The organism is Candidatus Polarisedimenticolaceae bacterium (genome assembly GCA_036376135.1).
Taxonomy (GTDB): Bacteria; Acidobacteriota; Polarisedimenticolia; order Polarisedimenticolales; family DASRJG01; genus DASVAW01.
Genome location: DASVAW010000070.1, coordinates 1 through 14,936, shown reverse-complemented (window position 1 = coordinate 14,936; position 14,936 = coordinate 1). Strand labels below are relative to the sequence as shown.

The window sequence follows — 14,936 nt, the reverse complement described above, 5'->3', positions numbered from 1 at the left end:
AACCTGGGACGGACAGCCCAAGGTGCCAACCCGGACGGCGGCCTTCCGAAGGCCGCCGCCCGGGGATGCGGAGCGGGAGGTCCCCGCTCAACCAAGTGTCCGCGCGGCTGGCCCCGCGATACCGGGTGTCTTCTCGGGCCGAGGAGAAGACACGATGTCCCAGACGCTCACGAACCCGCACTCGCCCCTGCACCCCGACCACGGGAACCACCCCAACCACCATCTCTGGAAGAACGGCAACGTCTGGTGGGTGGCGTACACCGTGCACCTTCCGGGGTGGAAGAAGACGCGTTTCCGCCAGTCCCTCGGGACGACCGACGTGGAGGAGGCCCGGCGCCGCCGGGACGTCCTGTTTTTCCTGTGGGGAAAGAGCGGGGACGCGAAGCTCTCCCTGCGGTTCCAGCCGCCGAGGAGCGCGCGGGAGGATGCGGCCTGAACCAAGGGTTGCGTATACGCAACCCACTTTCGATTTCCACGTTGCCCGCCCGCAACCCTGAGCGTGTATTCCATTCATGTCGCTCCCGCGCCTCCGTTCCGCGCGGGGGGAAGCCGGCGGGTCGGGGCCATCCCCCGACTCCACTCAACGGCCCGGGGGGGTACGTGGAACGAATGACCAACGGCTTCGGCACGAGGCGTTTCGGGGCCTACCTGAAACAGGTCCGGGAGAGTCGCCGCCTGTCCCTCGACGCGGTCGAGGAAGCCTCGGCGATCTACCCGGAGCCGCTCACCAAATCCCACCTGTCCCGTATCGAGAACGGGCGAGCGACGCCGTCGTTCACCCGGCTGTTCGCGCTGGGGCAGATCTACGGCGTGCCGATCAGCGCGATGGCGGAGCGGTTCGAGGTGGAATTCCGGCGCGATCTCGTCCCGGAGGAGTGGCGCGATCGTCCCGTCCCCGAGGCCCTTCGGGAGGCCGACCATCTCCGGGTCTCCGGCCGATTCGTGGAGGCCTACGCCCTGTATTCGGCGATCCTGGAGCGTCGTGCGAAAGACGAAGCCGGCGCGGACGAAATCGCGGACCTTCAGCTGCGACGCGTCGCCGCGCTCGTGAGCTCGGGCGCCTATCTGTACGCGAAGGCCGAGGCGGAGCGGCTTCTCGGGCTCCGTCATTTCAGCGCCCCCCAACGCGTCCGCCTCCTCGAGATCCTCACCGCGGCGTCGCTGCGACTCGGCCTGGTTGCGGTCGCGCAGATGACCCTGGACTCCGCGGAGTCGATCCTCGGTCATCTGGAGAAGGAGGACCCGGCGCTGTTCGCCCACCTGCTCGGTCTGCGGGGCATGCTCGCGCACGAGCGCGAAGAGTTCGCCGCCGCGGAGGAGTGGTTCGAACGGGCCGCCGCGGCGTGCAATGCGTGCGGCGAATCCCCGAGCGCGCTCCAGATGCGCATCAACCGGGGCGCCTGCCTCGTCCGACTGGGTCGACACGGCGAGGCCCGCCCCCTGCTTCTCGAGTCCTGCCGCGAGGCCGAGGCGGGGGGACTCGAGCGTCACCTGGCTCTCGCCCTGAGCCACCTCGCCAAGCTCGAAGCGGCCGAATCGAATGCCGACGGGGCGGAGGCGTACGCGCTGCGCTCCAACGGGATCGCCCGGGCGAGAGACTACGTCGACGTCGTATTCCGAAACTGCCACATCCTCCGAGCGCTGGCGCTGGCCGCCGGCGACGTCACCACGGCGCGCATGCACGAAAAGACCCTTCGGGCCTACGCGCATCGCGTGGAACCCAACCTCTCCGAGGCCAGGGAGTACCTGTCCGAGTCGAATCGGAGTGATGCATGAACCGGCATACGACGCATCGCAACAGGAGCTGCTCCGCGCTCGTGTTCCTCCTCACGATCGCGGGCGCGGCCGGTTCGGCCCAGGCCGAGGACGTTCTCCCGTTCCTGCCGCCGTCGGGAACCCCGCCCCGCATCCAGCGTCTGGAAATCGTGGACGCCCCGGATCCGATCGGTAACGGTCTGACCCTTCGCAACACCTCCGGGGATCGCTCGGACGCGCCGACCTACCACCCCGAGAGCGTTCCGCGCGCTCCGGACGTCGCCGTGGACCCGCTCACCGGCGGCGCCGTCGTCGGATGGCTGGAGCGGGTCGGCGAGACCGACGACCTCGTCGTCGCCTCCGCGAACGCCTCGGGCTGGGGCGCACCGTGCCGCGTGGCGCGCGGCGCCGCCTCCGCGCCGTCGGTCGCCTTCGCGCCGGACGGCAGCGTGGTGGCGATTTACGTGCTCGTTTCGGGCGCCCAGACGCAGGCCTTCGCCCGGACGGCGTCGGCACCCGACTGGCGTTGGAGCCTTCCCGAACCGGTGTCTCTCCCCGGCGAACAGGTGTCCCACGTGAACGCCGTAATCCACGCCGGGCAGCTCCACATCGTCTACTCCCGCCGCGACGGACCGGCGACGTCCCTCGTGCACGCGACGCCGAACGCCGCCGGATACGACCGGAGCGTCGTCGCCACCTCGTCGTTCGCGGGCGGCGCGCTCCCGCAGATCCACTCCCACGCAGGGGTCTTGTGGATCGACTGGGTGGATGCCGAGGCGCCGACCGGGGCGGGCGAGCTGGCATGGAAGCGACGGGACGCCCCCTCGACGTGGGGGGCGACGCGGTACGAGCCGTACGCGTCGCCGTTCGATCGGGACTACCACGTCCGGCCGGGTCTCCGGCTCCAGGCGATCGCCCCCTAGGAGGAGCGCCTCACCAGACCTTGCAGACCTTCTCCCGCACCATCGCGTCCCCGGCCTTGCACTGGAACGCCTCGGCGAACTCCGGCATGTTCACGACGACGCCGTTGATCCGGTAGCGGCCGGGGGAGTGCGGGTCGGTCTTCGCGCGCAATCGCGCCGACTCGGGGGTGCGGTCGCCGCAGACCCACTGCGCGAAGCCGACGAAGAACCGCTGGTCGGGGGTGAGGCCGTCCACGGGCATGAGGCGCTGGTTCTGCGTCGCGTGTTTCCACGCCTCGTACGCCAGGATCGTCCCGCCGAGGTCGGCGACGTCCTCTCCCGACGTCAGGGCGCTGTTGATCTTGATGTCGTCGAGGATCGTGTACTCCGCGTACTGTTCGCGGATGCACGCGATCCGCTCCTCGAACGCCTTCGCGTCCTTCTTCGTCCACCAGTCGCGCAGGGATCCGTCGGCGTCGAACTTCCGCCCCTCGTCGTCGAAGCCGTGGATCAGCTCGTGACCGATGGTGCCGCCGGTGTTCCCGTAGTTCGGCGCGGCGTCCATCTTCAGGTCGAACAGCGGCGGCAGGAGGACCCCCGCCGGGAAGTTCATGTCGTTCATCAGCGGGTTGTAGTAGGCGTTGACCGTCGGGGGCGTCATCCCCCACTCCTTCCGGTCGACGGGCCGTCCGATCTTCCCGATCTGCCGGCGCGTCTCGAACGCCGCCGCGCGTTCGACGTTCCCGAGAAAGTCGTCGCGGGAGACCGCGATCTTCGAGTAGTCGCGGAAGGTGTCGGGATACCCGACCTTGTCCTTCATCCCCCGGAGCTTCGCGAGCGCCTTCGTCCTGGTCGCGGAGCCCATCCACGCGAGCCCCTGCAGGCGCTTTTCCATAGCGAGCCGGATCTCGGCGACCATCGTCGCCGCCGCGGCCTTCGCCTGGGCGGGGAACGCCTCCTCCACGAACAGGCGGCCGAGCGCCTCGCCGAGCTGGCCGTCGACGAGCGCGACGCAGCGTTTCCAGCGCGGCGCCATCTCCTTCACCCCGCGGAGGGTCGCCTGGTGGAACTCGAAGTCCGCGCGCTCGAACGCGGCGGGGAGGTACGCCGCCTTGGCGTTGAGCACGTGCCAGCGCATCAGCGTCTTCCAGTCCTCGAGCGGCTCGGCCTCGAGCCGTCTGCCCAGCTCCGCGAAGAACCTCGGCTCGGTGACGTTGAGGTCCCCTTCCGCCGAGGCGCCGACCGCGGCGAGGTAGGCGGTCCAGTCGAACGCGGGGGCGAGCTTGCGCAGCTTCGCCACCGTCATCTTGTTGAAGACCTTGTACGGGTCGCGCTGCTCGACGCGGGTCAGCGACGCCGTCGCCAGCGCCGTCTCGAGGCGCATCACCGTCTGCGCCCCGCGGGCCGCCGCCTCGTCGGAGTCGCCGGCGAGCTCGAGCATCCGCGCGACGTGGTCGAGGTAGCGCCGCCGGATCTCCTTCGACTTGTCGTCCTGGTCGGTGTAGTAGTCGCGATCGGGAAGGCCGAGGCCGCCGGCCGCCGCCTGCGCGATGACCCGCTCGGGGTCCTTCGCGTCCTGCGTCGAGCCGAAGCCGAACAGCAGTCCGCTCCCCGCCAGGCGGGGATCGATCTTCCCGGCGACCGCGGCGATCCCCTCCTTCGACGCCAGCGCCGCGATCGCGTCGAGGTCGGCGCGCACCGGCGCGAGCCCCTTCGACTCGATCCCCTTCTCGTCCAGACACGCGGCGAAGTAGTCGCCGACCTGCTTCACGTGCGCCGGCCGGGAGGGATCGGGGGATGCCGCCTGCTCGAGGAGACCCCACAGGTACTGCTGATTGTCGTCGTACAGCTTCCCGTAGACGCTCCAGGAGGACTGATCGGGAGGGATCGGGTTGATCTTGATCCAGTTCCCGCAGGCGTACTGGTAGAAGTCCTCGCAGGGGTCGGCGGCCTTGTCCATGAACGCCGTCTCGAGCGACGGCGTGTACGGAAGCTCGGTCAGCGGCCGCTTCTCCACGGCACGCGCCGGGAGGGCGGGAAGGACGCATGTAAGCGCGACGACGACGGCACGACGCAACACGGTGAAGCTCCTTCAGCGCAACTCGATCGTGGACCCGGCCAGTACGCGGATCCCGGACCAGAGTTTCTCGACTCGCTCGCACTCCGGATCCGGTTCGCCGCAGGCGCGCACATCGTAGACGCCGGGCGCAACGGAGACCGCCGCGCCCCACTCGGGATCGATCGGGACGATGCGCGGCTCGAGATCGGCCGGTACCGGCGGGGAGTCCGGCGCGGACCTCGCCTCGAAGCCGCCGTTCCCGCTCGGCCTGCGTAAGGCCCCGGGGTGCGCCCCCTCCGGGCGCGGGACCAGCTTCAGGCGTCTCGCTCCCGAGTAGACGATCGCCCCGCCGACCCCCGGGACCTCGGCGACCGCCTGATGCAGCCCGCCGCGGTACCGCTCGCCGCGCAGGGTCGCGACGGCGTGAGGCTCGTCGAGCAGGTGCGGGTGCTTGATCGTGAGCTCCATCGTCCCCGCCCCCTCCGGGAGCCGGTGCACGTAGAGCGCATCCTTCGACGCGGCGACCGAGAGCCCGCGCAGCGGCTGCCACGGGGCCTCGTCGTTCTCCCGCCATCGCCCGTCCAGGCGCGCGAGCCGGAGGTCGGGGGACGGGACGTCGTCGGGCTCGGCGCCGGCCGGATCGACGTAAACGGCGACGCGCGCGGCCGGCGCGCAGTCGACGCGGATCGTGCCGAGGTCCTTCGGGATGCCGTCGGCCTCGAGCGTGTACGTCTGCGCGTCGGCGGGGATCTCGGTGCCGGGGGCCCAGGTGGTCCGGGCGAAGCGCCGCGGCTCGAACTCCAAGCGCCACGGTCCCGGATCGAGCGGGCCGAAGGTCATCGGGGCGACGAGATCGAACGGCGTCCCGGCGTGGAAGTCCTTCGGCTCCGCCCCGGGGCGGTCGACGCGATACGCTCGCAGGCGCACGTCGCCGTCGACGGCACTCCCGTCCTCGCACTGCAGTCCGACCCGGATCGCCGAGGCCCTCTCCGGCACGACCTCGACCTTCGCGACGTCCCCTTCGGAGAGGTCGATCTCGACGTGGGAGGCCGGCGACTCGTCACCGACCTTCAAGCGGTACTGCCATGCGTCGTTCCCCGAGACGTCGATCTGCCAGCGGCGCGCCGCCAACCCGCGCAGGAGCGCCCGCCCCTCGGCGTCCGTCGTGACGTTCCTCCAGAAGGACGACTGTCCGGCGAGTCCCATTTCCTCGTCCGCGTCCCCCACGATACGCGCCCGCAGGACCGCAGGAGGAGCTCCCTTGGACGCGCCCGCCGTTCGAACTTCGATCGTGGCTCCGCGACGAAGCGTCAGCTTCGTCTGGAGCGGCTTCGGGTCTTCCGCGTTCTCGAATCGGACCGCGACCGTGTTCCAGACCCAGTCGGGGTGCCCCGCCTCCACGCGCCAGATCCCCTCGGCGTCGAGCTCCACCTCGTAGTGCCCCGGGGCCCTCGGCGCGGCCTGCGTGCTGCGCGGCGCGGGGATGCCGTCGATCAACCGGCGAACGAAGACGGTGGCGCGTTCGCAGGGGGCGCCGTCGGGAGTGAGCACCTGGACGTCGAGGCGCCCCCGCGCGGATGGGGCCCTCTCCCGCGTCGTGGCGACGAACGCGGCGGATACCTCCACCCCCGAGCGGACCTCGACCTCGATCTCCGCCGGCTGCGCCTCGAGTATCGCGTGGCCGCCGAGACGAAGCCGCCAGGTCCCTTCGCGGATCGCGAAGCTGAATCGCCCCCCGGCGTCGACCTCCGCGTATCCCGTCGACGCCGCGTCCGGCGGGGGTTCTCCGGGCGCGGGCTTTCGCTCGGCGGCGACGAAAACCTGGGAGTCCGGCACGGGCCCTTCGTACCGGACCTGCCCTGCGACGCGGCCTGTGGCGGCGAACCGCCAGGTCACCTCGATCGTCGCGCCCGCGCCGGTGGTCACGATGGGGTTCCCCGGCCCGACCGAGCGCCCGTCGAGTTCGACCGAAGACGGCGCGGATCGCCCGCCCGGAACGAGGACGACCCAGCGGCCGGCGGGGAGCACGACCTCCCCGCGCCCCTGCCCGTCCACCGAGAGCGGAAACGCGGGGCCGCTCGAGTCTTGGAACAGCAGTCGGGCGCCGCCGGCGGCCGATCCCGCGCCGACGGCCGTCACGCGAACGCGATCGCCCAGGACGCCCTGAAGGAGCACCGACGCGGTGGCCTCGTCGTCGATCAGGGTGACCGGAACGGCATCGGTGGGCGATACCAGTCCCAGGGTCAGGGGGAGCTCCCCCCGGAGTTTCCACGAGCCGGCGGGAAGTCCCGGGAAGACCGCAACCCCGTCGGGGCCCGTCGTGGCCGTGCGCGCCTCGGGGGAAGCCATCCAATCCGATCTCAGCGTCTCCCGATCGACGACGACCGTCGCCCCGGCGACCCCGGCTCCCCCGGGACCGATCACCTTCACCTCGATCGTCCCGGCGAGAATCGGCGCGCCCATCGACGCGAACCACAGCAGGGGAAGCCACCGGCGCATCGTCACCTCAGCTCGGTCGTCCGGCCGGCGACGACCTCGACTCGCGGCCAGCGGCGCGTCGGCGACGCGCACGGGATGTCCTCGGCGGAACATGAGGCGACGTCGTACGTCCCCGGGAGGATCGACACGGCCGCGTGCCACGACGCGTCTACCGGAACCACCCGCGAATCTCCCTCTCGGGTCAGGCGCAGCCGCGCCGCGCCGGCGACCGAGATCGCTCCTCCGAGCTCGCGGATCTCCGTCGCGGCGGGGAGGAGCGCCCCGCGCCGCCGTTTCCCCTCGATCGTCGCCGTCGTCGACGCTCGATCGAGCAGGTGCGGGTGCTCGACGGTGAGCTCGAGCGTTCCGTCTCCCTCGGGAAGGCCGCGCACGACGATCTCTCCGTCGCCCGGCGCGACGCGCAGACCTTCGACCGCCTGCCACGGCGCGTCGGCGTTCTCGCGACGGCGCGCGCTTGCGCGAGCGAGGCTCGTCTCGAGCGCGCCTCCCGCGTCGCGAAGCGGGATCGTCAGCTTCGTCGCCGGATCGCAGTCCACCTCGATCACGCCGAGGTCCTTCGGCACGCCGTCGGCGTCGAGCGTGAAGGTCTGTGCGTCCGCGACGACCTCCGTCCCGGGGGCCCAGGTCGTTCGCGTGAACGCCTTCGGCTGGAACTCGAACCGCCATCGTCCCGCTGCCATCGGTCCCCAGGTCGCCCGGCGGTCCTCCTTCACCGCCGCGTCCATGGTGAACGACGGCTCGTCGGTGTCGTCCTCCAGGAATCCGCGGACCACCAGCGATTCCGCCACCGGGTTGCCGTCGGCGCAGCGGAAACGCGCCGTCGCCGCGGCCGCCGGTTTCGGAACGACCTCCACCTTCGCCACGTCCCCCTCACGGACGTCGACCTCCAGCGCCGTACCGGGCTCGCCGCCGGGAACACGCAGCCGCAGCACGCGCGCCTCGGAGCCCGGCCCGTCGTCGGCGACCGTCACGCGGAATCGCCCCGGCTCGAGCCCGGCGGCGAGCCCCTCCCCGCGCACGTCGAGGGGGAGTCGGCGATGCGTGGAGCGCTTCTGCGCGGCCTCGGACTGGAACGGTGTCGGCACGGGGTCGTCCAGCCGGAGGAGATGAAGGACGGGTCGCGCGTCCGACTCGACGCGGGCCTCGACGGCCCCGCCGCGACGCACGGTGACGTCGACCGGGATGCGCTCCCCCTCGGCGATCTCGAGGTCGCGCAGCACCGTCGAGCCCCACAGCCAGCTCTCGTGAGCCGCCGCGACGACGTAGCTCCCCCCCGCGATCGCCGCTTCCAGGTTCGCGGTCCCGCCGCGCGTCACCCCCGACGCGACGGGGGCGCCGGACGGCGAGTCGTCCAAGAGGGCGCGCACCTCGACTTGCGCCGCCGGGACCGGGCGCCCGTCGGGATCGAGCACCCGAACCACGAAGGTCCCCTTCGGCCCTTCCGCCTCTGCCGTGCGGACGCGAAACGACGCCGTGGACTCCGAGCCTCGCGCGATCTCGACGGTGACCGAAGGTGGATCGACTTCCACGACCTTCGGCCCGGCGACCGTCACGAGCCAGGTCCCCTCGGCCAGGTCGCGGTCGTAGCTCCCGTCGCGCTCGGGGCTTGTGGCGATCCTCATCTCCTGCGCTCCGGCAAGGGATCCACCCTCCGCCTGCCAGGCGCCGGCGCGTTGAAGGGTCGCGACGACGAGCACCTGCCGCGAGTCGCCCGTGATCGAGACCTTGCCGCTGAGCCGGCCGGGCGGGACGAAGCTCAGGCTGACGTCGTAGACGCGGCCTTCGCCGTGGGTCTCGAATCGAAGGTCGGGCCCCGTCCACGGCCGATCGTCGACGACCAGCGTCGACCACGCGACGCTGTCGGGAAGCGAGGGAACCACCTTCCAGAGTCCCGGCTCGATCACGACCGTCCCGGTGCCCGTCCGGTCCAGGTTCAGGCTGTGTTGCGCACCGGGGGCGACGAAGAGCACCCGCGTGAACCGGGGCGCGTAGTCTCCGACGACCTTGCCGCGGACGACGTCGCCGCGTCGAAGGGGAATCGTGACGCTCACCCGTTCGCTCGCGTCACGGAGCCGCACCCTGTCGTCCCGCCCGGCGGAAGGAAACAGGGCCATCCCCGAGGGCGGCCGGATCTGAAGGACCCACGTCCCCTCCGCGAGCCGGTCGAGCACGACGACGCCGCGGTCGTCGGAGGTCGCCGATCGGGCGGGCCCGGAGACGGCCGCCTCCCGGAGGGCGCTCACCCAGACCCCGCGGATCCCCTCCCCCTCCGGCCCCACGACCTTCACCTCGATCGTGGCCGCGAGGGAAGGAAGGGCGCATAGCGCCGCGACGACCGCCGCCACGAGCCTCACGGCCCCGCCTCCGCGCACACGTGCTCGAGGGAGAACTGCCCCGGCTCGGCGAGTTTCCCCTGCGCGACGATCTCCGCGACGAGGCGCTCGGTCCGGGTTTCGGTGTCGCGCGCCGCATACGCGGCCCGCTGGGCGCGCACCGCCGGGTCGGCGAGCAGCGGGCAGTAGGTCTCGAGCCGACGCTTGATCCGCGGCCAGCGCATTGCCCCGAAGATCGGCGACTGCCAGGTCTCGTCCCACTCGGGAGTGACGTAGTCGCGGATGTCGAAGGGCCGCGTCAGCGTCCACGCTCCCCCGACGAGCCGCAGCATCGGGTCGTCGACGTCGCAGAGCTGGTTGTAGAAACGCATCCCCTCGTGGTTCGCCTCGAGATCGCCGCGCGAGAAGACCCCCGACGTCGAGAGGCCGAGGAAGGTCCGCTCGGTCAGGACGCTCCACTTCAGCGCGTTGGCCTCCGCCTGCTCGACGGTGTCGCCCTTCTCGCGCCTCGCCTCGAAGCGCGAGTGCAGGAGGATCCCCTCCGAGAAGAAATGGCCGAGCTTGTCGGTCCCGAGCCTCACGCCGCCGATCGAGATGATGGGGCTCGGAGGCATCCAGCGGACGACGTCCCCGGGGATCGTCGCGGCGAACAGCCACTCCTTCCGGTAACGCTCCTCCTCCTGGTTCGTCGCCGGGGTCCTGTCGACGAGGGGAGAGCCCATCGCCCAGACCTCGACGGTCTGGAACGACGGGAATCGCATCCGTCGCATGAAGCGCCGCTCGAGCGTCGTGCAGTCGAGTTTCCCCGGCGTCGCTTCGTTCGCCTCGTCGGCGACCGCCCGGAGGTCGGCGTTCACCCTCGCGTTGATCGCCTCGGAGGAATCCTCGAGCGGCCTCCCCCACGCCCAGAACCCGTCCGACTCGAGGGCGTGCGCCGCCCCCGCGGCGAGCCCCGCGACGACGACCGCGCCGGCGAGGCGGGTCAGAACCCCCATCCGAGCCCTCCGCCGACGAGCCACCGGGACCCGACCCGGTCGTCGTCGAGATCGCGCATCACCGAAAGCGCCAGGCTGATCCTCGCGACGCTCCAAGCTCCTTCGACCCCCGCGAACGAGCGCTCTTTCGGCGCGAGCGTGGAGCTCCCCCAGGTCCGCAGCAGCGCCGCGCGGACGGCGAAGGCCATGTACGGGCGCGAGAGGACGTCGAAGCGGGGGCCGTGCTGGCCGACGAGCTTCGTCCAGCCGAAGGCGAGTTGCCCGCCGGCGATCCCGGCCTCCCCCTGGAGATGCCAGCCGCGGATCTGGCAGACCGTTTCGCAGGTGATCCGCTCGGGCTGCCGGTGGAAGACGACGCCCGCTGCGAACGCGGCCTGCTGCGGCCACGCGAAACGCGCGCGCACGGTCGGGGTGCGACGGTCCACCATCGGACCGTCGAGCGTGTCCGCCGCCGCGGCCGGCGTCGCGAGCAGGAGCAGTGCGAGAAGAAGGCCCCTCATGCGTCCGGGGAGGATAACCCGGGACGGGAGGTTGCGCCTCGCGTCAGACTGCGGCACCCACGGCATACAACTCGATCACCGGCGGCGCGTCGAGGTGCTTCTTGACCTTGCACTGGTCCGCCGCGCGGATCACCGCATCGCGGTACTTCTCGGGGAAGTCCGCGGGGAGCTCGATGTCGAGCACGATCCTGCCGACGAGGCCGGTCGCCGGGTCGGCTTCCACCCTCTGGAGGATGCGGATGCGGTCGTGGGGAAGGCCGCGCCCCTGGCAGAACCGCGCGACGTAGATCCCCGCGCAGGTCCCGATCGAGGCGAGGAACAGCGCGAAGGGGTTGGGGGCGGTGCCGTCCTGGTCGGTCGTGACCGTCAGGCCGCCGAAGTGGGCCTCGACGCGGCCGGCCCCGGGCATCGTGATCGTCATTTCCATCGTCGTCTCCGACCCCCCGGGACCGGGGCCTCGGCCCCGGGGAATCGAAGATCAAGATACGAAACGGGGCGGGAAGGTCACTGCCTCGCGCACTTCCCCTTGAGCTTGTCGACGCCGTTGCAGTCCTGGTCGATCCCGTCCCGGCAGATCTCCGGGGCGCCGGGGTAGACCCGGGGACTGGCGTCGTTGCAGTCGACCGTCGTGCCGCAGCCGCCGGTCGAGAAGTACCCGTCGTTGTCGCCGTCCACGCAGTTCGCCGGGGGCACGGCGTCCACGGCGCGTTTGGCGTTGATGCGGCCGTAACCGGTCTGCAGGTCGTACCCGGAGGTCCCCACGTCGTCCGCGGTGTCCTTGAGGGTCTGGCGGATCTGGTCGTTGGTGAAGCCGGGGTTCTTGGAGAGCATCAGCGCCGCGACCCCCGCGGTGCAGGGAGCGGAGAACGACGTGCCGCTGTTGGTCTGGTAGGTGTTGTTCAGGCCGGTCGTGAGGATGTTCACGCCCGGGGCGACGACCTCGAGGTCGGAGCCGTAGTTCGACCACGACGCGCGGGCGTCGTTGTGGTCCGTCGCGCCGATCGCCATCACGTTCGGGCTGCTCGAGGGATAACCGACCGACGACGACGAGTTGTTCCCCGAGGCGCAGTCGATGAAGGCCCCCTTCGTGCTCCATGCGTACGCCAGCGCGTCGTCGATCGCCTGGGACTGTCCCACCGTGAGGCTCATCGTGATGATCTGCGCACCGTTGTTCGCGCCGTAGAGGATCGCGTCGTCGAGGATGGCGCCGTTCGGGCCCGAGGTTCCCACCTTCACCGGCATCAACCTGACCCCGCCCGTCGCGTACCCTCCCGCGATGCCGGCGACGCCGGTCCCGTTGTTCGTGCGGGCCGAGACGATCCCGGCGACGTTGGTGCCGTGGCCGTTCGTCGAGGAGGGATTGCCGTCGTTCCCCTCGAAGTCCCAGCCGTCGTAGTCGTCGACGTATCCGTTCCCGTCGTCGTCCTGGCCGTTCCCCGGGGTCTCGGCGGTGTTCTTCCAGAGGTTGGCGGTCAGGTCCTGGTGCGCGATGTCCGTGCCGCTGTCCACGATCGCGACGACGATCGCGGGGTCGCCGGTCACCACGTCCCACGCCTCGTCGACGTCCATGTCCTTGTCGGCGGTCCCGCCGGTCTGCCCGGTGTTGCGCAGGTGCCACTGGCTCCCGAACTGCGTGTCGTTCGGGAGCGCGACCCAGCGGCCGATCGTGTTCACGTCGGCCCAGCGGACGAGGCCGGTCCCCTGGAACCGGCGCGCGACCTCGATCGGATCCTGGCCCGGGATCAGCGCGAGGTCGTGGATCCCGAGGCTGTTCGACCGGACCACCTCGAACTGCGCGAGCTCCGCATCGCCGCCCGCCGCGAGCCAGGCCCTGCGGAAGCCGTCCATCCCCGCGATCCCGTCCACGAAACGGACGGAGATCGTGGTGCCGTCGACCGCGAAGCTCCCCGTCGGATCCTGCAGGACCCAGCCCGAGGGGCCCCGGTCGTAATTCCTGCCGTTGAACGAGATCGGAGCGGCGAACGCACTCCCCACCATCGCGACCACCGCCAGGGCGGCCGCCCCCCACTTGAACTTGGTCATGCCGTGTCCTCCGCCCGGGATCGTACGGTGCTAGCGTGACGCCGGGAAGGGGCAATTCGGTGCTCGAGCGCCTGTTCCGCCTGAAGGAACAAGGGACCGACCTCCGGACGGAGGTCCTCGGCGGGGCGACCACCTTCATGACGATGGCCTACATCGTCGTGGTCAACCCGGCGGTCCTCTCGCAGGCCGGACTCGACTTCGGCGCCGTCATGACCGCCACCTGCCTGTCGGCGGCGCTGGCGACCTGGGTGATGGGGTTCGCGGCCAACTACCCGATCGCGATGGCGCCGGCGATGGGGGAGAACTTCTTCTTCGTCTCGGTCGTCCTGGGGATGGGAGTCGCCTGGCCGACCGCCCTCGCCGCGGTGTTGGTCTCCGGGGTGGCGTTCTTCCTGCTGACCTTCCTCGGGATCCGCGAGAAGCTGATCGACGCCGTCCCGTCCTCGCTCAAGCACGCGATCGCGGCGGGGATCGGGCTGTTCGTCGCGTTCATCGGCCTCGTGAACGCGGGGCTCGTCGAGCGGCCGGCGGGGGGCGGGATCCTCCACCTCGGAAATCTCGCGAGGCCGCCGGTCCTCGTCGCGATCCTCGGGCTCGTCGTGACCGCGACCCTCCTCGCGCGCAAGGTCCGCGGCGCGATCCTGATCGGGATGCTCGCGGCGGGGGTCGTCGCGTGGGGTGCCGGGCTCGTGACGTGGCAGGGACTGCTCGAGCCGCCGCCGTCGCTCGCCCCGACCTTCCTGAAGCTCGACCTCGCGGGACTCCTCGACGCGGCGGTCCTCCCTATCGTGCTGATCTTCCTCTTCATGGCGGTCTTCGACGCGGTCGGGACGCTGATCGGTATCGGAAGCCAGGGCGGGTTCCTGCGCGACGGCAGGCTCCCCCGGGCGAAACGGGCGCTGCTCGCCGACGCGTCGGGCACGGTCGTGGGCTCGATGCTCGGGACCTCAACGGTCACCGCCTACATCGAGAGCGCGACGGGGGTCGAGGCCGGGGCGCGCACGGGCCTCGCGAACCTCGTGACCGGGGGGTTGTTCCTCCTCGCCCTGTTCTTCGCGCCGCTCGTCCGGATGATCGGGGGAGGCGTGCCGGTCGAAGGCGGCGCGATCCTGCAGCCGCTCACCGCCCCTGCGCTGATCGTGGTCGGCAGCCTCATGGCGCGAAGCCTCGTGCAGGTCGCGTGGGAGGATCCCACCGAATCGATCCCCGCGTTCCTCGTCGCCGCGGGAATCCCCTTCACGTGGTCGATCGCCGACGGGATCGCCTTCGGGTTCATCGGTTATCCGCTGCTCAAGCTCCTCTCGGGGCGCGGGCGGGAGGCGGGGTGGCTCGTGTACGTCGTGGGTGCTTTGTTCGTGGCGAGGTACGTGTTCTTGTGAGTGGATCCGGCGTGCGTGGAGGATCTCGGGCTTGACCAAACGCGAAGTCGGCTTTCTCGTCTTCCCGGGGCTCGAGATCCTCGACCTCGCCGGGCCCGCCGAGGTCTTCGCGGCCACGCGCGCCTTCGACCCGTGCACGATCGGCCTCACCCCCGAGGCGGTCCTCGCGCAGGGGTTCGTGACGATCCTCCCGGAGCGGACCTTCGACAACTGCCCCGTGCCCCACGTCCTCGTGATCCCGGGGGGGGACATCGAGCCGGCGGCGTCCAACCCGGAGTTCCTCGCCTGGGTCTCGCGCGCCGCGATCGAGGCGGAGATCGTGATGTCGGTGTGCACGGGGGCGTTCGTGCTCGCGCACGCCGGGGTCCTCGACGGTCTCGCCGCGACGACGTGGCACGGGCGGATCGAGCGGCTGCGCGAGCAGGCGCCTCGGACGAAGGTGCTCGCCGACGTCCGGATCGTGGACAACGG

12 protein-coding genes are annotated in these 14,936 nt (G+C 71.1%); 5 read left to right on the top strand and 7 right to left on the bottom strand.

Going from position 1 to position 14,936, the window contains the following annotated elements:
* Positions 1 to 154 precede the first annotated feature (154 nt).
* The 3 genes from VF139_06495 (at position 155) to VF139_06485 (ending at position 2,678) form a co-directional block, all read left to right on the top strand.
* The gene (locus VF139_06495) at positions 155 to 436 is read left to right on the top strand and encodes a hypothetical protein (protein HEX6851039.1); all 282 of its coding nucleotides are present in this window, start codon (positions 155 to 157) and stop codon (positions 434 to 436) included.
* A 173-nt stretch (positions 437 to 609) separates the two neighbouring features.
* Positions 610 to 1,776 carry a helix-turn-helix transcriptional regulator gene (locus tag VF139_06490; GenBank protein HEX6851038.1) on the top strand — a complete coding sequence of 389 codons (1,167 nt, stop codon included), beginning with the start codon at positions 610 to 612 and terminating at the stop codon, positions 1,774 to 1,776.
* Positions 1,773 to 2,678, top strand: coding sequence for a hypothetical protein (locus VF139_06485; GenBank protein ID HEX6851037.1), 906 nt, complete (start codon positions 1,773 to 1,775; stop codon positions 2,676 to 2,678). The genes VF139_06490 and VF139_06485 overlap by 4 nt, the downstream gene beginning before the upstream one ends.
* Positions 2,679 to 2,688: 10 nt before the next feature.
* Here the strand turns inward: VF139_06485 and VF139_06480 are convergent, their stop codons facing one another.
* From VF139_06480 to VF139_06450, 7 genes are all read right to left on the bottom strand, one after another.
* Positions 2,689 to 4,737, bottom strand: a complete 2,049-nt coding sequence (locus tag VF139_06480) for a M13 family metallopeptidase (protein HEX6851036.1) — start codon at positions 4,735 to 4,737, stop codon at positions 2,689 to 2,691.
* Between the two features lie 12 nt (positions 4,738 to 4,749).
* Positions 4,750 to 7,221, bottom strand: coding sequence for a hypothetical protein (locus VF139_06475; protein ID HEX6851035.1), 2,472 nt, complete (start codon positions 7,219 to 7,221; stop codon positions 4,750 to 4,752).
* Positions 7,218 to 9,569, bottom strand: coding sequence for a hypothetical protein (locus tag VF139_06470; GenBank protein HEX6851034.1), 2,352 nt, complete (start codon positions 9,567 to 9,569; stop codon positions 7,218 to 7,220). The genes VF139_06475 and VF139_06470 overlap by 4 nt, the downstream gene beginning before the upstream one ends.
* Positions 9,566 to 10,543 (bottom strand): hypothetical protein, encoded by a 978-nt coding sequence (locus tag VF139_06465; GenBank protein ID HEX6851033.1) that lies wholly within the window; start codon positions 10,541 to 10,543, stop codon positions 9,566 to 9,568. Before VF139_06465 ends, VF139_06470 begins: the two co-directional genes overlap by 4 nt.
* Positions 10,531 to 11,043, bottom strand: a complete 513-nt coding sequence (locus VF139_06460) for a hypothetical protein (protein HEX6851032.1) — start codon at positions 11,041 to 11,043, stop codon at positions 10,531 to 10,533. Before VF139_06460 ends, VF139_06465 begins: the two co-directional genes overlap by 13 nt.
* 43 nt (positions 11,044 to 11,086) lie before the next feature.
* Complete coding sequence (locus tag VF139_06455) at positions 11,087 to 11,470, bottom strand: OsmC family protein (GenBank protein ID HEX6851031.1); 384 nt, start codon at positions 11,468 to 11,470, stop codon at positions 11,087 to 11,089.
* A gap of 77 nt (positions 11,471 to 11,547) precedes the next feature.
* A complete protein-coding gene (locus VF139_06450) occupies positions 11,548 to 13,086 on the bottom strand; it encodes a S8 family serine peptidase (GenBank protein ID HEX6851030.1) in 1,539 nt (512 codons plus the stop codon).
* A 35-nt stretch (positions 13,087 to 13,121) separates the two neighbouring features.
* Here VF139_06450 and VF139_06445 point away from each other — a divergent pair, with 35 nt between their 5' ends.
* Together VF139_06445 and VF139_06440 are read left to right on the top strand one after the other, a co-directional pair.
* Entirely contained in the window at positions 13,122 to 14,465 is a 1,344-nt protein-coding gene (locus tag VF139_06445) for an NCS2 family permease (GenBank protein HEX6851029.1), read from the top strand.
* A 31-nt stretch (positions 14,466 to 14,496) separates the two neighbouring features.
* On the top strand, positions 14,497 to 14,936 hold a 440-nt coding region (locus VF139_06440), incomplete at its 3' end, for a DJ-1/PfpI family protein (GenBank protein ID HEX6851028.1).

Coding starts and splice junctions, on each gene's coding strand:
- VF139_06460 (HEX6851032.1), bottom strand. CDS start 11,043: ATGAGGGGCCTTCTTCTCGCACTGCTCCTGCTCGCGACGCCGGCCGCG.
- VF139_06495 (HEX6851039.1), top strand. CDS start 155: ATGTCCCAGACGCTCACGAACCCGCACTCGCCCCTGCACCCCGACCAC.
- VF139_06465 (HEX6851033.1), bottom strand. CDS start 10,543: ATGGGGGTTCTGACCCGCCTCGCCGGCGCGGTCGTCGTCGCGGGGCTC.
- VF139_06455 (HEX6851031.1), bottom strand. CDS start 11,470: ATGGAAATGACGATCACGATGCCCGGGGCCGGCCGCGTCGAGGCCCAC.
- VF139_06485 (HEX6851037.1), top strand. CDS start 1,773: ATGAACCGGCATACGACGCATCGCAACAGGAGCTGCTCCGCGCTCGTG.
- VF139_06490 (HEX6851038.1), top strand. CDS start 610: ATGACCAACGGCTTCGGCACGAGGCGTTTCGGGGCCTACCTGAAACAG.
- VF139_06450 (HEX6851030.1), bottom strand. CDS start 13,086: ATGACCAAGTTCAAGTGGGGGGCGGCCGCCCTGGCGGTGGTCGCGATG.